The sequence below is a fragment of the Curtobacterium sp. ZW137 genome, assembly GCF_003762905.1.
In the GTDB taxonomy this organism is placed as follows: Bacteria; Actinomycetota; Actinomycetes; order Actinomycetales; family Microbacteriaceae; genus Curtobacterium.
The window spans coordinates 171,779-193,051 of sequence record NZ_RJKS01000001.1 but is presented as its reverse complement, the minus strand read 5'-3'; the positions used below and the strand labels follow the sequence as shown (position 1 = coordinate 193,051).

The window sequence follows — 21,273 nt, the reverse complement described above, 5'->3', positions numbered from 1 at the left end:
CGGGGACGGTCTGGTCTACCACGTCGACGGGTAGGTCTTCGCCTGGGTCGTGGAGGGGGCAACGCGGTACTTCTCGAGCACCTGGGACATGAGTGTGCGGAACGCCGGAGCCGCTCCGCTCGACCACTTGTTGGTCTGCGGCTTCGTGAACGTCACCGTGACAACATACTGGGGGTCCTCGGCGGGTGCCATTCCGGCCACCGAGGTGATGCGCTCCGAGCCGTAGCCCTTCGAGCCCTCCGCGACCTCGGCGGTACCCGTCTTCGCGGCGATGTTGTAGCCCGAGATCGGCTTCATGCCGACCAGCGTGCCGCCCGTGACGACGCTCTGGAGCATGTCGGTGACCTGCGTGGCGGCGCTGGCGGAGACCACGCGCTCGCTCTGCACGTCGGGCGCGTCGATGGTCTTGCCGTCGGCCGTCGTGCAGCCCTTCACGAAGTGCAGCGGGATCCGGACCCCGTCGTTCGCGATGGTCTGGTAGATGCTCGCGACCTGCATCGCGGTCGTCGAGATGCCCTGCCCGAACATCGAGTTGATGTCCGTCTGCTGGTCCCAGTCCGGCGTGGAGCCGTACTGCATGCCCGGCTGCCCCGGGTAGTCGATCGCCGACTCCGGCTGGAACAGCCCGAACTTCTTCATCACGTCGTAGCGCTGCTGCTCGGTCAGACGGGCACCGAGCTCGGTGATGCCGACGTTCGAGGAGTCCCGCAGGATGCCGGTCAGCGTCAGGTTCTCGGTCGCGTGGAACTCCGAGTCGTGGATCGTGCCGCCCCACGGGAACGTGCGCGAGTACGGCACCACGACGCCGGTGGTCGGAGTCGCCTTGCCCTGGTCGATCAGCGCCGCCGCGATCGCCGCCTTGATCGTCGACCCGGGCTCGTACGTGTCGGTGAGCGCGCGGGAGCCGTACGCCCCCTTGTCCTTCGTCGCGTCGACGTCGTTCGGGTCCACCGTCGGGTAGTCCGCGACCGCGAGGACCTCGCCGGTCTTCACCTTCGTCACGGTCGCCGTGGCGGACACCGCACCGAGCTGCTGCGCGGCGTCGGCGATGTCCTGCTGGGCCATGTACTGCAGGTCGCTGTCGATCGTCGTCGTCAGCGTCCCGCCGTCCTTGGCCTCCTTCGTCGTCACGGTGCTGCCGGGCAGCTGGACGCCGTCCTCACCGCGCTCGTACGTCTCGGAGCCGTTCGTGCCGGCGAGGCACTGGTCGTACGCGTACTCCAGGCCCGCCTGGGCGCCGTCGGTCCCCATGAAGCCGGTCAGGTTGCCCGTGGTCGCCCCGGTCGGGTACGTCCGCGCGGACTGCTGCTGCGGGTAGAGCCACGGGACGTCGAGCGCCTTCACGGCCTCGTAGTGCTTCACGTCGAGGCCCTTGACCAGGTACGCGAAGTCGGACTTCGGGTTCGCCTCGATGGCCTTCTGCATCGCTGCCGCGTCGCCGTCGGACGCCTTCGCGATCGCGGCGAGGGCGGTCTCGACGGTGACGTCCTTGACGCGGGTCCCGCCGAGCTTGCCCGCGAAGTCCTTCACCAGCCGCGGGGCGGTCGTGATGTTGTACCGGGTGACGCTGTCGGCCAGTTCGGTACCGTTCCGGTCCACGATCGAGCCACGCGTGCCGTACAGCGTCACGGGGATGCTGCGCTTCGCGGTGGCCGCCTCGTTCAGCGTCGCGGCCTGCACGACCTGGATGTCGACCAGCCGGATCACGAAGACCGCCACGAGGGCGATCACGGCGATGATCACGACGCTGTACCTGAGCCGGCGGTTGCGGATCGTTCTCGTCACGCGGTGCGGTCCTTCCCGGGTGGTGCTGGGGGCAGTGCTGACCCGCAGGTCACCTGGTGGAGGGCGCCTGGAGCTGGTTCGGGTCGGACTCTACGGACGACTTCGACGAACCCGTGTCCGACGCGCTGGCCCCGCTCGTGTTCTCAGAGTCGTCCTTGGTGGACGTGCTCTTGTCCGTCGCGCTCTTGTCCGTGCTCGTCGTGCTCTTGTCCGTGCTCGTCGTGCTCTTGTCCGTGCCCGTCGTGCCCGTCGTCGCGCCGTTCTCCTTGCTCGTGGTGGTGTCACCCTGCTTCGCGACCAGGGGGACGTCGTCGAGCAGCGAGTTCGGGACCTGGTTCGCGGTGTTGCCCGTCGCCTCGTCCGGGGTCGCCGGGGTGGGCGTGCCGTACACGCGGCCGGTCTTCGGGTCGAGGTACACCGGCGTCGAGTTCGCGATCATCCCGAGGGCCTGCGCGTTGCGGGCCAGGTTCTGCGGCGAGTCCAGGACGCGGAGGTCCTCGGACAGGGACTGCTGCGTGCGGCTGAGCTTCGTCTGCTCCGCGCTCAGGGAGTTCAGCTGGTACGCGCCCTGGCTGAGCACCATGCTGATCCCGAGCTGCGCCAGGAGCAGGAGGCCGAGCGCCGCGACCGCCACGATGGCGTACGCGATGCGGGGACGTGCGCGGCGCTGTGCGCGGGTCGGCGTGACCTCGACGAGCTCCGGGCGGTTCCGGTCGCGCGACGGGCGGGGCGCGCGCGACGGGGCGACGGCGGGGTCGACGAGTGCGAGGTTCGTGCTCATGTCACTTCCGGATTCGCTCGGCCGCGCGGAGTCGCACGGGTGTTGCTCGGGGGTTCGCGGCGCGTTCGGCCTCGTCGGCCAACTCGGCACCCTTGACGACCAGGGAGAAGGTGGGGGCGTGCTCGGGCAGCTCCACCGGCAGGTCCGCCGGCGCACTCGAGGTGGTCCGCTTCACCAGGGCCCGCTTCACGATGCGGTCCTCGAGCGACTGGTACGACTCGACGACGATCCGGCCGCCGACCGCGATGGCGTCGAGCGCCGCCGGGATCGCCCGCTCGAGGACGCTGAGCTCGGTGTTGACCTCGATGCGGAGCGCCTGGAACACCCGCTTGGCGGGGTGGCCCTGGCGCTGGATGGCCACCGGGGTCGCGTCGTGGAGCACCTGCACCAGGTCGCCGGACATCGTGAACGGGGTGGTCGCCCGACGCTCGACGATCGCCTTCGCGTAGCGGCCGGCGAGCTTCTCCTCGCCGTAGCGCTGGAAGATCCGCCGGAGTTCGCCCTCGTCGTACTCGGCGAGGACCTCTGCCGCGGTGATGCCCTGCGTCCGGTCCATCCGCATGTCGAGCGGGGCGTCCTGGCTGTAGGCGAAGCCGCGCTCGGCCCGGTCGAGCTGGAGCGAGGAGACGCCGAGGTCGAACAGCACGCCGTCGACCTCGCTGAAGCCCAGACCCTCGATCGCGTCGACGATCTCGTCGTAGACCGTGTGCACCAGGTGCACGCGGTCACCGAAGCGGGCGAGCCGCTCCCCTGCGATGCCGAGTGCGTCGGTGTCCCGGTCGAGCCCGATGAGCGTCAGCTCCGGGAACCGCTCGAGCAGTCCCGCGGAGTGGCCGCCCATGCCGAGCGTCGCGTCGACCACGACCTTGCCCGGGCCCTCGAGCGTCGGCGTGAAGAGGTCCACGATCCGCTCGAGCATGACGGGGGTGTGCGGGAACCGCTCGGGTTCGCGCTGTTCGTTCTCTTCGTGGGGTTCGTTCTGTTCTGCCATGTGCAGCCCTCGATCTCCTGGGCCGCGGGTCCGGATCCCCATCCATACCGACCTGACACCGGGGAAGGTGCATCAGGGCGGACGGCTGGGAGTCCCGATCCGCGGATCAGAAGATGCCCGGGATCACCTCCTCGTCGTTCTCGGCGAATGCCTCTTCGGCTTCGGCGTAGTAGGCCTCCCACGCGGTGGTCGACCAGATCTCGGCACGGTCACCGCTGCCGATGACCGTGAGGTCCCGCTCGAGCCCCGCGTACTCACGGAGGTTCTGCGGGATCGTCACGCGGTTCTGCTTGTCGGGCTGTTCTGCGCTGGCCCCCGAGAGGAACAGGCGCATGTAGTCCCTGGTGCGCTTCGACGTCATCGGTGCCTGACGGATGCGCTCGTGGATCTCCTCGAACGTCCGGGCACTGAAGACGACCACGCACCGTTCCTGCCCGCGGGTCATCACGAGGCCCCCGGACAGTTCGTCCCGGAACTTGGCGGGGAGGATCACGCGACCCTTCTCGTCGAGCTTCGGGGCATGGGTACCGAGCAGCACGTCGGGGCCTCCCCTCAGCTCCACCGGTTGTCGATGAGCCCCACGGTACTCCACTTCCCTCCACCAGCCCAGCGTTCCGCTCCCGAAATCGCCCCTGACACCCCTTTTGGGGCCGCTTCCCGCGCTCCCGACGGCACCGCGCACGCAGAACAGCCCCGAATCCATGCGGATCCGGGGCTGGGGCGCTGCGGTGGAGCAAAGTGGAGGACTTTCGCAGCCGCGGGGCCACGGCGTCCCGGCAGCGCGCGGCTGCTGCGCGGCGGGGCGCGGCGGAACGACTCGGAACGACACCCACGCTGTCGTACGACGACGACTTCGTCGTCCCTTGCAGACGCAACAGGTGCGAGCGCCGCCCAGCGACAGAAGCGCTGTCGTACGACAGCGGCCTCGTCGCCCCTTGCAGACGCGACGAACACACGCCGGTCGCAACCCCCACCCGGCCTGGAGGCTCGGCGCGTCCCCGCCACGAGCCTCCAGTCCGGCGGTCGGGCGCGACCAGAGCCTCCGGCTCGCTCGTTCCTTCCCATCACACCCGCGCTGGGAAGACGATTCGCGCGTAGGAGGTGGAAACTTCCGACCCCCTACGCGCGAAACAGCTCACTACGCGCGAAACGACCGACGGGAACGCGAGCGGCGGGCGGCCCGCGCGCGGCGCCGCGGCCCGCGCGCCGCGGCCCCGCGGCGGCGCCGCGGCCCCGCGCGCGCCGCGCCGCGGGCACGCGGAACGGGGCCGGCCCGTGTGGGCCGACCCCGTTCAGGAGTGGTGCGAGCTAGCTCGGGTCGTTCCGCTTGTCCCAGCGGTCGTTCATGCGGTCCATGAACGAGCCACCGGAGGAGGTCCCACGAGCCCCGCCGGGCGACGATGCCCGCGGTGCCTTGGCGGACTTCGGCGCGCGCATGCCCGGGCGGAGCGCGAACAGCACCCCGGCGAGCATGACCACGAAGCCGAGGACTCCGATCAGGGGCTGGCGGATGACCAGCCCGAGGATGACGACGGCGACTCCAGCGAGCGCGCCCAGAACCCCGAGCGTGATCGACGTGTACGTCGGACGCCCTTGTCGCCGGGTGACGCGCGCCACGAAGTCGGAGTCGTTCTGATAGAGGCTGCGCTCCATCTCTTCGAGAAGGCGCTGCTCTTGCTCCGAGAGTGGCATCTTGATTCCCTCTTGTCCCTGGGATCGACGCGTGGATTTGGTGGACCGATTCTATGTCTCGGCCACCCACTAGGGTAGGGATCGTGGCTGAGAGTACGCGATTAGTGGACCTCGTCTCGGCGCGGATCGATCGGGCGCTCGACGAGCAGCGCGATCGGCTCGCCGCGATCAGTCCGGACCTGGCTCCGTTCGACGAGTTCGCCCGAGACCTCCTGTCCGGCGGCAAGCGCTTCCGGGCCCTGTTCTGCTACTGGGGGTGGCAGTCCGTCGCGGGTCGTTCGGGCTCGTTCGACCCCCTCGCGGAAGGGTCGCGCCAGACCACGGCCGAAGCGGTCGTCACGGTGGCCGCGGCACTCGAGATCTTCCACGCGGCAGCCCTCGTGCACGACGACATCATGGACCGCTCGGACACCCGCCGCGGGCGTCCGGCAGCGCACCGCCGCTTCGAGTCCAAGCACCAGGAGTCCGGCTGGGTCGGTGACCGTGCCCTCTACGGGACGAACTCCGCGCTGCTCCTCGGCGACGGGCTGCTCTCGTTGAGCGACGCGGTCTTCGACGAGGGCCTCGCACTCCTCGACCCCGCCCGTGCGCGGATCGTCCGCCAGGAGTTCCACGCGATGCGCCTCGACGTCACCGCCGGTCAGTACCTCGACATCCACGAGGAGACGGCCTGGCCGACCGTGGACGAGAGCGAGCACCTGCTCCGCGCCCAGCGTGTCGTGGTCTTCAAGTCGGCGAAGTACTCGGTCGAAGCACCCCTGGTCATCGGTGCCCTCGTCGCCGGCGCGTCCGAGTCTCAGCTCGAGGGGCTCCGTGCGTTCGGCCTCCCCCTCGGCGTGGCCTACCAGCTGCGCGACGACATGCTCGGCGTGTTCGGCGACCCCGAGGTCACCGGCAAGCCCGCTGGTGACGACCTCCGCGAAGGCAAGCGCACCGTCCTCATCGCCACGGCCCGCAAGGCACTGCCCGGTGGTTCGCGGGCGCTCCTCGACGAGCTGCTCGGCGACCCGGACCTCGACGAGGCCCAGGTGCAGATGCTCCGGGCCACCCTCACCGAGTCCGGCGCGGTGACCGCGGTGGAGCGCTCGATCGACCGGCACGTGCAGCGCGCCAAGGCGGCGCTCGACGCCGCCCCGCTCACGCCGTCGGCGCGTGAGCAGCTCGCGTCACTGGCCGAGACCGTCAGCCGTCGCGTGGCGTAGACGCAACCGGAGACCGACGGGAGGCCCGGTGCCAGCTGGCACCGGGCCTCCCGTCGGTCTCCGGCCGCGACCAGAGCGTCGGGCGGGACCGGCGAGAGCAGGGACCGGCGAGAGCAGGGACTGGGCCTAGAGCAGGGACTGAGCGATGCGGCGCACCTCGGCCTTGCGGCCGGCGCGCAGCGCGTTGATCGGCGAGTCGCCGATCACGTCGTCGACCGCGAGCATCCAGCGCACCGCTTCGTCGTCGGTGAAGCCGTTGTCGCCGAGCACGACGAGCGTGCCGCGCAGTTCGGGCAGCGGCTCGCCCTCGTCGAGGAACTCGCTCGGGACCCGCAGCACGCCACCGACGCGTGCGGGCAGCAGGGTGCGCTGCTCGAACAGGCGGTGGACGCGGCCGGGGCTCACGCCGAGGAGGTCGACGAGATCCGGGACCGTCAGCCAGCGTTCGGAAAGGGACATGTCATCCGTGGGTGTGGCACTCACACGCCCATGTTGCCAGAGGGACGGCCGAACGGAATCCACACGCGAGTCACATTGGTCACACACATCACATCCGACTCTCTGGTTGACTTGCGATTCACGACATGCCAGCGTGGTGCCACCTGTGAGTGCGCGCCAGCGTGCGCACGGCTCACCCGGAGACAGGAGCACCACGTGGACACCGCCGCAGACGACCACGCTCGACGCCAACGATCGGCCCGCTTCGCGACCATGCCGATCGTCCTCGCGGGGACCATCGCCGTGACCGCCGGACTCACCGGCCCCGTCGCCCACGCCGAACCGCGCCACGAGGACGACGGCGCGAACAACAAGCGCCACGTCGACCAGGACCACAACGTCGGGCACCGCTCGGTGTTCGGCACCGCGGTCGCCCGGCCGGCGCAGACCACCGTCACCACCGTCGCTGCGGTCCGCAAGGCACCCACCACGTACACCGTGCAGCAGGGCGACACCGTGTCGGGCATCGCCGCCCGGTACGGCCTGTCCGCGCAGGAGATCCTGGTGCGCAACGGCCTCGGCTGGAACACGATCATCCACCCCGGGCAGACGCTGCACCTTGCGTCGACCCCCGCGGTCACCACGGCCAGCGCGACGAGCTCCTCCACGTCGAGCTACCACGTGAAGTCGGGCGACACGATCTCGGGCATCGCGTCCCGGGTCGGCGTGTCGACGTCGGCGCTCCTCGGGGCGAACAAGCTCTCGCTCGCGAGCGTCATCTACCCGGGGCAGTCACTGACGGTGCCGAAGGCCGGCTCGTCGTCCGCGGCGGCGCCCGCTGTCGCGACCACCAGCTCGTCCTCCTCCTCAGCTGCTTCTTCTTCGTCGTCGTCGTCGTCGTCGACGGGGTCCGTCACCATCCGCAGCGGGCAGACCATCGCCACGATCGCCGCCGCGCACGGGGTGTCGGTCTCCGCGCTCCTCTCCGCGAACGGCCTGACGTACACGAGCACGATCTACGCGGGCAAGACGCTCGTCCTGCCGACCTCCGGACCGTCCCTGTCCGCCGAGCAGCGCCAGAACGCCGAGACCATCGTCAGCGTCGGCCGCTCGCTCGGCGTCCCGGACCGCGGGCTCGTCATCGCACTGGCCGCGGCGATGCAGGAGTCGAGCCTCCGGAACCTGCCGCACGGCGACCGCGACTCGGTCGGCCTGTTCCAGCAGCGTCCGAGCCAGGGATGGGGCACCGCGGCGCAGCTGCAGGACCCGACCTACGCGGCGAAGCTCTTCTTCGGGGGGAAGTACAACCCGAACAAGGGCACGACGGCCGGGCTGCTCGACGTCCCGGGGTGGTCGACGAAGAGCGTGACCGATGCCGCACAGGCCGTCCAGCGCTCCGCGTACCCGAAGGCGTACGCCCAGTGGGAGAAGTCCGCGACCGCCTGGTTGGCGACGCTCTGAGCGCAGCGCGCACGCGTCCGCGTCGCGGGGTCGACCTCATCCCTGAGATCGAGATTGCATCACGACCGGTGCGCCGATGCGTCGTCGTGCAGTCCCGATTCGTAGAATGCCGCCGATGACCACGAACGCCGCCACGGATCCGATGATCGGTCGCATGATCGATCAGCGGTACCGCGTCCGCTCCCGCATCGCGCGTGGAGGCATGGCGACCGTGTACCTCGCGACCGACGTCAGACTCGAGCGCCGGGTCGCGATCAAGATCATGCACGGCCACCTCGCCGACGACGAGGCCTTCCGTGAGCGCTTCATCCAGGAGGCCCGTTCGGCCGCACGGCTGTCCCACCCGAACCTGGTCGGCGTCTACGACCAGGGTGCCGAGGGTGACACCGCCTACATCGTCATGGAGTACATCCCGGGCATCACGCTGCGGGACCTCCTGCAGGAGCACCGCGCCCTGACGCCCGAGCAGGCGACGGACATCCTCCGCGCCGTGCTCGCCGGACTGGCGTCGGCGCACCGTGCCGGCATCGTGCACCGCGACCTCAAGCCCGAGAACGTCCTGCTCGCCGACGACGGTCGCATCAAGCTCGGCGACTTCGGCCTGGCCCGCGCCTCGACGCAGAACACGGCGACCGGGGCGGCGCTCCTCGGCACGATCGCGTACCTCTCCCCCGAGCTCGTCACGCGCGGCGCCGCCGACTCCCGGAGCGACATCTACGCCGTCGGCATCATGCTCTACGAGATGCTCACCGGCGAGCAGCCCTACAAGGGCGAGCAGCCGATGCAGATCGCGTACCAGCACGCCAACGACACCGTGCCGATGCCGAGCGCAGCGACACCCGGCGTGCCGGCGGAGCTCGACGAGCTCGTCGCGTGGTCGACCGCCCGCGACCCCGACGACCGTCCGCGAGACGCCCGCGAGATGCTCGAGCACATCAACGGCAACCAGCAGCGGGCGACCGGCCAGTACCGGACCGCGGTGCTGCGGCCGGAGAACGCGACCGCGATCCTCCCCGCCGGCGCTCCGGGCCCGGACGCCACCGACGCCACCGCGGTGATCGGCGCCCGCACCGACGTCCCGGCGTCGGGAGCCGGCCCCGACGGCGGTCGTGGCACCGGCCCGACCGGCGGCCGCGGACGCAACGCCCCGGGTCCGCGACGCACCGGCCAGGCGCCGGGGGCGCTCTCCCCCGCGGCTCAGCGGCTCGCCGACAAGTCCACCAAGCGCCGGAAGCGCGGCTGGATCGCCCTCGTGGTGGTCGTCGTGCTCATCCTGGCCGGCGCCGGCTTCGGCTGGTACTTCGGCCCGGGGCCCGGCGGCAACGTCCGGATCCCCCAGGTCGCCGGCAAGTCGGTGTCCCAGGCCCGCCAGATGCTCGAGGCCGAGGGGCTCCAGGCAGCCGCGAAGACCCGGGCACGGTTCGACGCCGTCGTCGCGAAGGGGCAGGTCTCCGCGACCGCCCCCGCCGCCGCGCGTGAGGTCCGCAAGGGGACCTCCGTGCAGATCCTCGTCTCCGACGGCCCGAAGATGATCACCCTGCCCGCGATCGTCGGGCAGTCGGTGTCCACCGCGCAGGCCGCCCTCGACGACGACTTCGACCTGCAGGACCCGCAGTACCAGTTCTCCTCCGAGGTGGCGAAGGACACCGTCATCGCGGCCACCGGGCGCGACACCGACGGCGAGACCGTGGACCTGACCAAGGTGAAGACCTACGGCGAACGCGGCCCGGTCACCCTGACCGTGTCACTCGGCGCCGTGCCGGACGTCACCGGCAAGACCGTGGCGGACGCCACCGCCGCACTCGAGGCCGTCGGGCTCACCGTCGGCGCGCAGGACGAGCAGTACAGCGAGGACGCTCCCGAGGGGCAGGTCATCTCCGCGAAGGCCGAGGCCGACCCCGCCGTGAAGGGCACCGCGATCGACCTGGTCGTGTCGAAGGGCCCGGCGCCGATCACGCTGCCGGACGTGCAGGGCAAGACGCTGAACCAGGCCACCTCGACGCTCGAGAACCTCGGGCTCAAGGTCTCCTACCCGGACTGCAAGAACGTGCTGTGCAGCTTCTACGACTGGAAGTCGACGCTGCCCGTCACGGCGACGGACCCGGGCGCGAACGCCACGGTCCACAAGGGCGACACCATCACGCTGCACTACGACCAGTAGGCGCGCGCGCGGGGCGGCAGCGCCGGGCGCCGGACGCGGAAAGCGCCCGGGCGCACTCGCGACGGAAGCGACAGCGCGCAGGCGGATGCGCGGCGCAGACGGCCGCACGCTGTCGCAATCGGCGCGTGCGGCGCCGGGCGCGACCACAGACGGACGGGAGGCCCGGTGCCAGCTGGCACCGGGCCTCCCGGCTGTGGCTGGTCGCGACCAGTGCGCGAAAGCGACAGGACGGCGCTGGCGCACACACCACCACTGTCGCTCTGCCGGACCACTTGCGACCGATGCGACAGCGCGCAGGCGGATGCGCGGCGCAGACGGCCGCACGCTGTCGGGCTAGCGCGCGGTGTGCGGGTGTGCGCTCAGCTCCTCGGCCACGAGGAACGCGAGCTCGAGCGACTGCATGTGGTTCAGGCGCGGGTCGCACAGGGACTCGTAGCGGGTCGCGAGGGTGGCCTCGTCGATCTGCTCCGACCCGCCGAGGCACTCGGTGACGTCGTCACCGGTGAGCTCGACGTGCATGCCGCCCGGGTACGTGCCGGCTTCGCGGTGCACCTCGAAGAAGCCGAGGACCTCGTCCACGACGTCGTCGAACCGGCGGGTCTTGTAGCCCGTCGGGGTGGTGAGGCCGTTGCCGTGCATCGGGTCGGTCACCCACAGCGGGTTCGCGTCCATGCCCTTGATGGCCTCGAGGAGCTTCGGGAGCTCGTCGCGGATCTTGCCGGCGCCCATGCGGGTGATGAACGTCAGACGGCCGGGCTCGCGGTTCGGGTCGAGCTTCTCGATGAGGGCTTCCATGTCGGCGACCTTGGTGGTCGGGCCGAGCTTGACCCCGATCGGGTTCCGGACGCGCGAGAGGAAGTCCACGTGGGCGCCGTCCAGGTCGCGGGTGCGCTCCCCGATCCAGATGAAGTGCCCGGAGGTGTCGTACGCCTGGCCGGAGCGCGAGTCGATGCGGGTCATCGGGCGCTCGTAGTCCATGAGCAGCCCCTCGTGCGAGGCGTAGAACTCGACGTGCTTCAGCTCGTCGAAGTCCGCACCGCAGGCGTCCATGAAGCGGATCGCGCGGTCGATCTCCTTCGCGAGGTGCTCGTACCGGGCGTTCGCCGGGTTGGACGCGAAGCCCTTGTTCCACGAGTGCACCTGGCGGAGGTCCGCGAAGCCGCCCTGGGTGAAGGCCCGGACGAGGTTCAGCGTCGAGGCGGCCGTGTGGTAGCCCTGCACGAGGCGACGGGGGTCGGCGGCGCGGCTCTCCGGCGTGAAGTCGTAGCCGTTCACGATGTCGCCGCGGTAGGCGGGCAGCGTGACATCGCCGCGGGTCTCGAAGTCGCTCGAGCGGGGCTTGGCGAACTGCCCGGCCATCCGGCCCATCTTGACGATCGGCATCGATGCGCCGTACGTCAGCACGACGGCCATCTGCAGGATCGTCTTGACGCGGTCGCGGATGGAGTCGGCGGTCGCACCGGCGAAGGTCTCGGCGCAGTCACCGCCCTGCAGCAGGAAGGCCTTGCCCTGCGCGGCCGCGGCGAGGCGGTCGCGGAGCTGGTCCACTTCCCCGGCGAAGACCAGCGGCGGGAGCGTCGCGATCTCGGCGGAGGCGGCTTCGGCAGCGGCCTGGTCGGGCCAGCTGGGCTGCTGCTTGATCGGGAGCGTCCGCCAGTAGTCGAGGCCCTCGATCACGTCCGGATCCTGCAGGGCGACGAAGTCGGTCGACTCGAACAAGGCTGTACCTCTTGGTTCTGCGATGGTGGCTGCCCCGGCGGGGTGCCGGGACCATCAGAGCCTAACGTGCAGGCGTGCTCTGGCGTTCCCGCATGACCTTCTCGCGTGCCGTGCTCGCACGTTCCTTGACACTCGTCGCGTAGACGTCCTCGTACTCCTGGCGGCTGAGGCCGGCGAGTGCGTGCATGACCTCGTCGGTGACGCTCCGGAGGATGAAGCGGTCGGTCTCGAAGCCCTGGAAGCGGGAGAAGTCGAGGGGCTTGCCGAAGACGACGCCGACGCGCTTGAACTTCGGGATGCGCTGCCCGATCTGCTGCACTTCCCGCGTGCCGACCATGGCGACCGGGACCACGACGACGCGGCCTTCGAGGATCATCCGCGCGATGCCGGTGCGACCGCGGTAGAGCTTGCCGTCCGGGCTGCGGGTGCCCTCGGGGTAGATGCCGAGCTGTTCGCCGCGCGCCAGGACCTGCAGGCCGGTGCGGAGCGACGCCTCCGAGGCCTTGCCACCGGAGCGGTCGATCGGCAGCTGCCCGATGGCGTTGAAGAACGTCTTCGTCGCCCAGCCCTTGAGCCCGCGTCCGGTGAAGTAGTCGCTCTTCGCGAGGAAGGACAGCCGGCGGTCGAGCACCGCGGGGAGGATCACCGAGTCGATGAACGACACGTGGTTCGACGCGAAGATGACCGGCCCCGAGGTCGGCACGTGCTCACGACCCACCACCCACGGCCGGAACAGCGTGAGGATGAGCGGGCCGAGCAGGAAGTTCTTCAGCAGCCAGTAGAGCATCGTCGACTCCGTATCGGGTGAGGCGTGAGGCGTGCGCGCCGGTCGTCAGGCGGTGCGGGCGTGGATCCGCGCGAGGTCCGCCGCGCCGACGACACCGGCGTCGTTGACGAGCTCGGCGATCACGAACTCCGGCTCCGGGTGGTACCCGCGGGCCGGGAGGTTGTTGAGGTACGCCTGACGGATCGGGTCGAGCAGGCGCTCCCCCGCGCTGGCGACGCCGCCGCCGAACACGAAGAGCTGCGGGTCGAGCACGGCGGACAGGGAGGCGCAGGCCTCACCGAGGTGCCGACCGAGCCGACGGAGCGCCGCGAGGGCACCGGGGTCGTCGGCGAGGATGAGGTCGCCGATGAGCCCGCCGTCCAGCTGGCCGCCGTTGTCGTCGCGGGCCTGGGCCAGGGCGACACCGATTCCGCCGGCGTCGGCGACGTCGTTCGCCATGCGCTGCAGGGCACGGCCGGAGCCGTACTGCTCGATGCAGCCGCGGGCGCCGCAGCCGCACGGCAGGCCGTTCGGGACGATGCGCAGGTGGCCGATCTCGCCGCCGGTGCCGAAGCCGCCGCGGAACAGGCGGTCCTCGGTGACGATCGCGCCACCGACGCCGGTGCCGATCGTGAGCATGGTCATGTCCGAGACGAGCCGTCCGGCGCCGAAGCGGAACTCCGCCCAGCCGGCCGCGTTGGCGTCGTTGTCCACCGTGATGTGCAGGTCGCCGAGGCGCTCCTGCAGCTTCTGGCGGAGCGGTTCGTTCCGCCACCGGATGTTCGGCGTGTAGTAGACGATCGACTGCGACGCGTCGATGAACCCCGGCGCGGCGACGCCGACGGCGCCCACGTCGTGGCCGTCGCGGAGTCGCGAGACCATCGCGACGACGTCGTCCAGCATGGCGTTCGGGTCCGCAGCGTTCGTGGCGACGCGGTCCTCGGCGAGGATCTCGCCCAGTTCCGTGACGACCGCTCCCGCGATCTTGGTGCCCCCGATGTCGATTCCGATGGCGTGCACGAGGACCGAGCCTACCGGTTCGGTGCGTACTCATCGAACGCGCGACGTCGAGCCCTATGCTGGAAGCAGAGTCGTCAACGTGAGACGTACTCGTCATCGAATCGGTCGACAAGGGAGTTGCCGTGAACGATCAGCGACCCGCACCAACCAGCGAGTCCCAGCCAGCCACGACGCCGCCCGTCGCACCGGACCACGGCTCCGCCGCCCGGCTGCTCTCGGACCGCGCCCGCCTGACACCGGGCCGGCCGATCCTCAGCGAGCGGCACGGCGACACCTGGACGACGATCAGCGCCGCCGACGTCGAGCGCCGGGTGCGCGGGATCGCGAAGGGGTTCATCGCCGCCGGCCTCGAACCCGGTGCGCACGTCGCGATCCTCTCCAGGACCCGCCTCGAGTGGACCCTCGTCGACTTCGCGATCTGGACCGCCGGCCTGGTGTCCGTCCCGGTCTACGAGACCAGCTCCCCCGACCAGATCCGGCACATCCTCAGCGATTCCGAGTCGGTCGCGATCGTCGTCGAACAAGAGGAGCACGCGCGCCGCGTCGCCGGGATCGCCCCCGACCTGCCGCACCTCGGGCAGCACTGGACGATCGACGGCGGCGGTCTCGACGACCTGGCCCGCCTCGGCGAGGACGTCACCGACGACGACCTCGACGCCCGCACCGCCGCGGTGCACGGACACGACGACGCCACGATCATCTACACGTCGGGCACCACCGGCCGGCCGAAGGGCTGCGTGCTCCGGCACGACAACTTCACCGCAACCGTCGAGGGCTCCACCGAGGCGATGTCCGAGATCATCGCCGGGGACGCCTCGACCCTGCTCTTCATCCCGATGGCGCACGTGTTCGCGCGGTTCATCGCCGCGATGTCGATCTCCGCCGGCGTCCTGGTCGGGCACGAGCCGGACACGAAGGACCTCATGAAGGCCGTGTCCACCTTCAAGCCGAGCTTCCTGCTCGCGGTCCCCCGTGTGTTCGAGAAGATCTACAACTCCGCCGAGCAGAAGGCCGACCTCGGCGGCAAGGGCCGGGTCTTCCGCGCCGCCGCCGCCACCGCGGTCGCGCACTCCGAGGCCGTCGCCGCCGGCAAGGTCCCGCTCGTCCTCGCCCTGAAGTACCGGCTGTTCGACAAGCTCGTCTACGCGAAGCTCCGGGACGCGATCGGTGGCCGGGTCCGGTACGCGATCAGCGGCTCAGCACCGCTCTCCCCGCGGCTGTCGCACTTCTTCCGGTCGATCGGCGTGCTCATCCTCGAGGGCTACGGCCTCACCGAGACCACCGCACCCGCCACCGTGAACCGCGCCACCGAACTCCGCATCGGCTCGGTCGGCCGTGCACTCCCCGGTGTCGAGATCCGCATCGCCGAGGACGACGAGATCCTGATCCGCGGCGTCGACGTCTTCGACCGCTACTGGAACAACCCCGAGGCCACCGACAAGGCGTTCGCCGACGGCTGGTTCCGCACCGGCGACCTCGGGCGGCTCGACGGCGACGGGATCCTCACCGTCACCGGCCGCGCCAAGGAGCTCATCGTCACCGCGAGCGGCAAGAACGTCGCACCGGCACCGCTCGAGGACGGCGTCCGCGAGCACCCGCTCATCGGCCAGGTCGTCGTGGTCGGCGAGGGCAAGCCGTTCGTCGCCGCACTCGTCACGCTGGACCGCGAGATGCTGCCCGGCTGGTGCGAGTCGCGCGGGATCACGCCGGCGCTCTCCGCGCACGAGGCCGCCTACGACGAGCGCGTGCTGGCAGCCGTGCAAGAGGCCATCGACACCGCGAACGGCCGGGTCTCCCGTGCCGAGTCGGTGCGGTCGTTCACGATCCTCGACACCGAGCTCAGCGAGGCGTCCGGCCACCTGACGCCCAAGCTCACCATCAAGCGGTCCGTGATCCTGTCGGACTTCGCCGCGGACATCGCGCACATCTACGCGGGATCGAAGGTGCAGACCACGGCGACGCCGGTGGTGGAGGGACGCCGCCGGAAGTAGGCGGCCGGGTCCGGAGCGGACCAGACGGGAGGCCCGGTGCCGGTCCACGGGACCGGCACCGGGCCTCCCGTCGGTTGCGTTCGAGGCGTGCGGTGCGTCGCGGACGGTACCGCCTGCTGGTCAGACCGTGCGGTTGTCCGGCGCGTCCGTGGGCTCGAGGACCGCCGTCGACGACGTCGTCGTGGCGACCGGCTCGGGGCGGCGGTTGGTGCGGGTGCGGTGCGAGCTGAGCTCGTCGTTCTGGGGTGCCATCGTGCGTCCTGGAGGTGTGGGAAACCGTGTCGGTGGGAGGCCGACGGGATACGGTACCTCTTCGTCAGGACATGGCGACAATCCCACGTCCGGGTGTCACACCAAGAGGGGTGTCACGACGCCCGTCCGCTCAGTGGAACCAGTCCTGCGAGCGGATGTCGCGGAGCGCCTGGCGGCGCGTCTCCGGGGCGAGCGTCATCACGTAGACGGTGCCGTCGAGGTGGTCCACCTCGTGCTGCAGGGCCTCGGCCATCAGACCGGTGCCCTCGACCACGACCTCGTTGCCGTCGACGTCCACGCCCCGGACCTTCGCGTACGGGTGCCTGCTCGTCGGGTAGGCCAGGCCGGGCACGGAGAGGCAGCCCTCGTCCATGAGCTCGGGCTCGCCCGAGGTCTCGACGACCTCGGGGTTGAGGACGTACCCGACCTCGCCGTCGACGTTGTAGGAGAACGCGCGCAGGCCGACACCGATCTGCGGGGCCGCGACCCCGGCGCGACCGGGCTCCTTGACGGTGTCGATGAGGTCCTGCACGAGGTCCCGGATGCCGGTCGACCCGAGTGCCGCCGGAGCGATCGGGTCGGCGGTGGAACGGAGGACGGGGTCGCCGAAGAGGCGGATCGGACGGACGGTCACGTTACTGCAGCACCACCAGGAGGTCTCCGGCGTCCACCTGCTGGGTCACCGGGATCGCGAGACGGCCGACGACACCCGCAGTGGGTGCCGTGATGGCCGCTTCCATCTTCATCGCCTCGATGCTCGCCACGGCCTGCCCGGCCTCGACGGCGTCACCGACGGCGACCTTGAGCGTCACGACGCCGGAGAACGGCGCCGCCACGTGCTTCGGGTCGGTCTTGTCCGCCTTCTCGGCGGCCTTGGTCTCGACCGTGATCGAGCGGTCGCGGACGTACACCGGACGGAGCTGCCCGTTGAGGGTCGCCATCACGGTGCGGATGCCGCGCTCGTCGGCTTCGCCGATCGCTTCGAGCCCGACGAGCAGGTTCACGCCCTTGCCGAGCGGCACCACGTGCTCTTCGCCGGGGCGGAGGCCGTAGAGGTAGTCCACGGTCGACACGACCGAGAGGTCGCCGTACTCGTCGCGGACCTGCTGGAAGGCCTTGGTCGGGGCCTCGAAGAGGAGGCGGTTGAGCGCCTGCTTGCGGGCGTCCCCCGGCGTCGCGAGAGCTGCACGCTCGCTGTCCGGCACCGGGGTGATCGTCGGGACGATGTTCCGGCCCTCGAGCACCTTCGAGCGGAACGGCTCCGGCCAGCCGCCGGGGAGCTCCCCGAGCTCGCCGGCCATGAACCCGATCACCGAATCCGGGATGTCGTACTTCTGCGGGTTCTGCTCGAAGTCCACCGGGTCGGCGTCGACCGCGGCGAGCTGCAGCGCGAGGTCGCCGACGACCTTCGACGACGGCGTGACCTTCGTCGGGCGGCCGAGGATGCGGTTCGCCTCGGCGTACCAGTCCTCGACCTGCTCGAAGCGGTCGCCGAGCCCCAGCGCGATGGCCTGCTGGCGGAGGTTCGAGAGCTGCCCGCCGGGGATCTCGTGCTTGTACACGCGGCCGGTCGGCCCGGCGAGGCCGGACTCGAACGGTGCGTAGGCACGGCGGACGGCTTCCCAGTACGGCTCGAGGTCGCCGACGGCGGCGAGGGAGATGCCGGTGTCGCGCTCGGTGTGAGCCAGGGCCGCGACGAGCGCGGACATGCTCGGCTGGCTGGTCGTGCCGGCCATCGGCGCGGCGGCGACGTCCACGGCGTCCGCACCGGCACGGGCGGCGGCGAGGAGGGTCGCGAGCTGTCCGCCGGCGGTGTCGTGGGTGTGCACGTGCACCGGCTGGTCGAAGCGCTCCCGGAGCGCCGTGACGAGCCGTTCGGCGGCGCTGGCGCGGAGCAGGCCCGCCATGTCCTTGATGCCGATGACGTGCGCGCCTGCCTCGACCATCTGCTCCGCGAGGCGCAGGTAGTAGTCGAGCGTGTAGAGGTCCTCGGCGGGGTCGAGGAGGTCGCCGGAGTAGCAGATCGCGGCTTCGGCGACGGCGGTGCCCGTGGCGAGGACCGCTTCGAGCGCCGGGCGGAGCTGGCTGACGTCGTTCAGGGCGTCGAACACGCGGAACACGTCGACGCCCGTCGCGGCGGCCTCGGCGACGAAGGCGTCCGTGACCTCGGTCGGGTACGGCGTGTACCCGACGGTGTTGCGGCCGCGGAGGAGCATCTGGATCGGGATGTTCGGCATCGCTTCACGCAGGGACGCCAGGCGCTCCCACGGGTCCTCGCCGAGGAAGCGGAGCGCGACGTCGTAGGTCGCACCGCCCCATGCCTCCATGCTCAGGAGCTCCGGGGTCAGCCGGGCGACGTACGGGGCGACCGCGACGAGGTCCTTGCTGCGGACGCGGGTGGCGAGGAGCGACTGGTGGGCGTCGCGCATCGTCGTCTCGGTGACGGCGAGGGCGGTCTGCTCGCGGAGGGCCTTCGCCCACGCGGCCGGGCCGAGCTCCAGCAGTCGCTGCCGCTGCCCCGCCGGCGCGGGCGTGTTGAGGTCGAGGCGCGGGAGCTTCAGCGCGGGGTCGACGATCTGCGCACCGGGCTCGCCGTTCGGCTTGTTCACCGTCACGTCGGCGAGCCAGTTCACGACCTTCGTGCCGCGGTCCTTCGAGACGTGGCCGCTGAACAGCTGCGGGCGTTCCTCGATGAAGGCCGTGGAGATGTCGCCGCGGGCGAAGTCCGGGTCCTCGAGCACCGCCTGGAGGAACGGGATGTTCGTGCTGACCCCGCGGATGCGGAACTCGGCGAGGGCACGCTTGGCGCGGGCGACCGCTGCCGGGAAGTCCCGCCCACGGCACGTCATCTTCGCGAGCATCGAGTCGAAGTGCGGGCTGATCTGGGCGCCGGTCGCGACGGTGCCGCCGTCGAGCCGGACACCGGCGCCGCCGGGGCTGCGGTACGTGGTGATGCGGCCGGTGTCCGGGCGGAAGCCCTGGGTCGGGTCCTCGGTCGTGATGCGCGTCTGGAGCGCGGCACCGTGCACGGCGACCGTGTCCTGGCTGAGGCCGAGGTCGGCGAGGGTCTCCCCCGCGGCGATCCGCATCTGCGACTGCACGAGGTCGACGTCCGTCACCTCTTCGGTGACGGTGTGCTCGACCTGGATGCGCGGGTTCATCTCGATGAAGACGTGCTGGCCGGCGCGCTCACCCACGGTGTCGAGGAGGAACTCCACGGTGCCGGCGTTCACGTAGCCGATCGACCGGGCGAACGCGACGGCGTCGCGGTGCAGCGCCGCGGCGACCGCGGGGTCGAGGTTCGGCGCCGGGGCGATCTCCACGACCTTCTGGTTGCGGCGCTGCACGGAGCAGTCCCGCTCGAAGAGGTGGATCGTGCCCGCGTCGGTGCCGGTGGCGTCCGCGAGGATCTGGACCTCGATGTGGCGCGGCCGGAGCACCGCCTGCTCGAGGAACATCGTCGGGTCGCCGAACGCACTGTCGGCTTCGCGCATGGCTTCTTCGAGCGCGGCACGCAGCTCGGCCTTCGTCTCGACGCGGCGCATCCCGCGGCCACCACCACCCGCGACGGCCTTCGCGAAGACCGGGAAGCCGACGGCGTCCGCACCCGCGATGAGCTCGTCGATGTCGCGGCTGGCCGGGGTGCTCGCGAGGACCGGGACGCCGGCCGCGATCGCGTGCTCCTTCGCAGTGACCTTGTTGCCCGCCATCTCCAGCACGTGCTCGCCGGGGCCGATGAACGTGATGCCGTTCGCGGCGGCCGCTGCGGCGAGGTCCGGGTTCTCGGACAGGAAGCCGTACCCGGGGTAGATCGCGTCGGCGCCGGACTCCAGCGCCACGCGGATGATCTCCGACACGTCGAGGTACGCCCGCACCGGGTGCCCACGCTCGCCGATCAGGTACGCCTCGTCCGCCTTGAGACGGTGCAGGGAGTTGCGGTCTTCGTAGGGGTAGACGGCGACGGTGCCCGCGCCGAGCTCGTACGCCGCGCGGAAGGCACGGATCGCGATCTCGCCACGGTTGGCGACCAGGATCTTGCGGAACACGCGGGCCCTTTCAGCGCTGGGTCAGGTGGGACAACCCTACTGGCGGTAACGTTGCTCAACGTGCATGTACTCAGCGTGAGCTCTCTCAAGGGCGGTGTCGGCAAGACGACGGTCACACTCGGTCTGACCTCGGCCGCGTTCGCCAAGGGCCTGCGAACGCTGGTCGTCGACCTCGACCCGCAGTCCGACGTCTCCACCGGCCTCGACATCAACATCGCCGGCCACCTCAACGTGGCCGACGTGCTCGAGAACCCGAAGGAGAAGATCGTCCGCCAGGCCATCGCGCCGTCCGGCTGGACGAAGGGTTCCCAGGGCAAGATCGACGTCATGGTCGGGTCGCCCTCCGCGATCAACTTCGACGGGCCGCACCCCTCCATCCGGGACATCTGGAAGCTGGAAGAGGCCCTGGCCAACGTCGAGCAGGACTACGAGCTCGTGCTCATCGACTGCGCGCCGTCGCTGAACGCCCTCACCCGCACCGCCTGGGCCGCGTCCGACCGCGTGACCGTCGTCACCGAGCCGGGGCTGTTCTCCGTGGCCGCCGCCGACCGCGCCCTCCGCGCGATCGAGGAGATCCGCCGCGGACTCTCCCCCCGACTCCAGCCGCTCGGCATCATCGTGAACCGTGCGCGCGTGCAGTCCCTCGAGCACCAGTTCCGCATCAAGGAACTCCGCGACATGTTCGGCCCGCTCGTGCTCTCCCCGCAGCTGCCGGAGCGCACGTCGCTGCAGCAGGCGCAGGGTGCGGCGAAGCCGCTGCACGTGTGGCCGGGCGAGTCCGCGCAGGAGATGGCGCGGAACTTCGACCAGCTGCTCGAGCGCATCATGCGCACGGGCAAGATCGGCCCCTACGCCGACGGCAACCCCGCGTAGCGCGGGCCGGCGCCCGCGCGTGCGCCCCGGCGCCCGGCGCCCGGCGCCCCGGCGCCCGGCGCCCGCTGAGATCGCACTTCGTGTCGCTCCGGTTC

The 21,273-nt window shown here is 70.8% G+C and carries 17 protein-coding genes; 5 read left to right on the top strand and 12 right to left on the bottom strand.

Features of this window, described 5'->3' with window-relative positions:
- Positions 1 to 15: 15 nt before the first annotated feature.
- The 5 genes from EDF55_RS00885 to EDF55_RS00865 all read right to left on the bottom strand — a co-directional run bounded on the left by EDF55_RS00885 (position 16) and on the right by EDF55_RS00865 (position 5,249).
- Positions 16 to 1,785, bottom strand: a complete 1,770-nt coding sequence (locus EDF55_RS00885; protein WP_260235677.1) for a penicillin-binding protein 2 — start codon at positions 1,783 to 1,785, stop codon at positions 16 to 18.
- A gap of 49 nt (positions 1,786 to 1,834) precedes the next feature.
- Positions 1,835 to 2,566 (bottom strand): hypothetical protein, encoded by a 732-nt coding sequence (locus tag EDF55_RS00880; protein ID WP_123653071.1) that lies wholly within the window; start codon positions 2,564 to 2,566, stop codon positions 1,835 to 1,837.
- Position 2,567: 1 nt separating this feature from the next.
- Positions 2,568 to 3,557 (bottom strand): 16S rRNA (cytosine(1402)-N(4))-methyltransferase RsmH, encoded by a 990-nt coding sequence (gene rsmH, locus EDF55_RS00875; protein ID WP_123653070.1) that lies wholly within the window; start codon positions 3,555 to 3,557, stop codon positions 2,568 to 2,570.
- Positions 3,558 to 3,663: 106 nt separating this feature from the next.
- Positions 3,664 to 4,095, bottom strand: a complete 432-nt coding sequence (gene mraZ / locus EDF55_RS00870; protein ID WP_123653803.1) for a division/cell wall cluster transcriptional repressor MraZ — start codon at positions 4,093 to 4,095, stop codon at positions 3,664 to 3,666.
- A 770-nt stretch (positions 4,096 to 4,865) separates the two neighbouring features.
- The gene (locus tag EDF55_RS00865) at positions 4,866 to 5,249 is read right to left on the bottom strand and encodes a DUF3040 domain-containing protein (RefSeq protein WP_123653069.1); all 384 of its coding nucleotides are present in this window, start codon (positions 5,247 to 5,249) and stop codon (positions 4,866 to 4,868) included.
- Between the two features lie 83 nt (positions 5,250 to 5,332).
- Here EDF55_RS00865 and EDF55_RS00860 point away from each other — a divergent pair, with 83 nt between their 5' ends.
- The gene (locus EDF55_RS00860) at positions 5,333 to 6,451 is read left to right on the top strand and encodes a polyprenyl synthetase family protein (RefSeq protein ID WP_123653068.1); all 1,119 of its coding nucleotides are present in this window, start codon (positions 5,333 to 5,335) and stop codon (positions 6,449 to 6,451) included.
- Between the two features lie 126 nt (positions 6,452 to 6,577).
- Here EDF55_RS00860 and EDF55_RS00855 read toward each other — a convergent pair whose 3' ends face one another.
- A complete protein-coding gene (locus EDF55_RS00855) occupies positions 6,578 to 6,910 on the bottom strand; it encodes an Rv2175c family DNA-binding protein (RefSeq protein ID WP_123653067.1) in 333 nt (110 codons plus the stop codon).
- 195 nt (positions 6,911 to 7,105) lie between these two features.
- On the opposite strand from EDF55_RS00855, the gene EDF55_RS00850 reads away from it, so the two are divergent.
- A complete protein-coding gene (locus EDF55_RS00850; protein WP_260235676.1) occupies positions 7,106 to 8,350 on the top strand; it encodes a LysM peptidoglycan-binding domain-containing protein in 1,245 nt (414 codons plus the stop codon).
- A gap of 115 nt (positions 8,351 to 8,465) precedes the next feature.
- Positions 8,466 to 10,511 (top strand): Stk1 family PASTA domain-containing Ser/Thr kinase, encoded by a 2,046-nt coding sequence (pknB, locus tag EDF55_RS00845; RefSeq protein WP_123653066.1) that lies wholly within the window; start codon positions 8,466 to 8,468, stop codon positions 10,509 to 10,511.
- 333 nt (positions 10,512 to 10,844) lie between these two features.
- Here the strand turns inward: pknB and EDF55_RS00840 are convergent, their stop codons facing one another.
- The 3 genes from EDF55_RS00840 to EDF55_RS00830 all read right to left on the bottom strand — a co-directional run bounded on the left by EDF55_RS00840 (position 10,845) and on the right by EDF55_RS00830 (position 14,016).
- Positions 10,845 to 12,188 (bottom strand): class II 3-deoxy-7-phosphoheptulonate synthase, encoded by a 1,344-nt coding sequence (locus EDF55_RS00840; protein ID WP_123653801.1) that lies wholly within the window; start codon positions 12,186 to 12,188, stop codon positions 10,845 to 10,847.
- 103 nt (positions 12,189 to 12,291) lie between these two features.
- Positions 12,292 to 13,017: a 1-acyl-sn-glycerol-3-phosphate acyltransferase gene (locus tag EDF55_RS00835; RefSeq protein WP_123653065.1), complete on the bottom strand. Its 726-nt coding sequence runs from the start codon at positions 13,015 to 13,017 to the stop codon at positions 12,292 to 12,294.
- 45 nt (positions 13,018 to 13,062) lie between these two features.
- Entirely contained in the window at positions 13,063 to 14,016 is a 954-nt protein-coding gene (locus EDF55_RS00830) for an ROK family glucokinase (protein ID WP_123653064.1), read from the bottom strand.
- Positions 14,017 to 14,138: 122 nt separating this feature from the next.
- On the opposite strand from EDF55_RS00830, the gene EDF55_RS00825 reads away from it, so the two are divergent.
- Positions 14,139 to 16,007 carry a long-chain fatty acid--CoA ligase gene (locus EDF55_RS00825; RefSeq protein WP_185017021.1) on the top strand — a complete coding sequence of 623 codons (1,869 nt, stop codon included), beginning with the start codon at positions 14,139 to 14,141 and terminating at the stop codon, positions 16,005 to 16,007.
- 120 nt (positions 16,008 to 16,127) lie between these two features.
- On the opposite strand, the gene EDF55_RS19045 is transcribed toward EDF55_RS00825, so the two are convergent.
- The 3 genes from EDF55_RS19045 to EDF55_RS00815 all read right to left on the bottom strand — a co-directional run bounded on the left by EDF55_RS19045 (position 16,128) and on the right by EDF55_RS00815 (position 20,305).
- Positions 16,128 to 16,259: a hypothetical protein gene (locus EDF55_RS19045; protein ID WP_260235675.1), complete on the bottom strand. Its 132-nt coding sequence runs from the start codon at positions 16,257 to 16,259 to the stop codon at positions 16,128 to 16,130.
- 130 nt (positions 16,260 to 16,389) lie between these two features.
- Positions 16,390 to 16,893 (bottom strand): peptide deformylase, encoded by a 504-nt coding sequence (locus EDF55_RS00820; RefSeq protein WP_123653063.1) that lies wholly within the window; start codon positions 16,891 to 16,893, stop codon positions 16,390 to 16,392.
- A gap of 1 nt (position 16,894) precedes the next feature.
- The gene (locus tag EDF55_RS00815; protein ID WP_123653062.1) at positions 16,895 to 20,305 is read right to left on the bottom strand and encodes a pyruvate carboxylase; all 3,411 of its coding nucleotides are present in this window, start codon (positions 20,303 to 20,305) and stop codon (positions 16,895 to 16,897) included.
- A gap of 60 nt (positions 20,306 to 20,365) precedes the next feature.
- Here EDF55_RS00815 and EDF55_RS00810 point away from each other — a divergent pair, with 60 nt between their 5' ends.
- Positions 20,366 to 21,178 carry a ParA family protein gene (locus tag EDF55_RS00810; protein ID WP_123653061.1) on the top strand — a complete coding sequence of 271 codons (813 nt, stop codon included), beginning with the start codon at positions 20,366 to 20,368 and terminating at the stop codon, positions 21,176 to 21,178.
- The last annotated feature ends 95 nt before the right edge of the window (positions 21,179 to 21,273 follow it).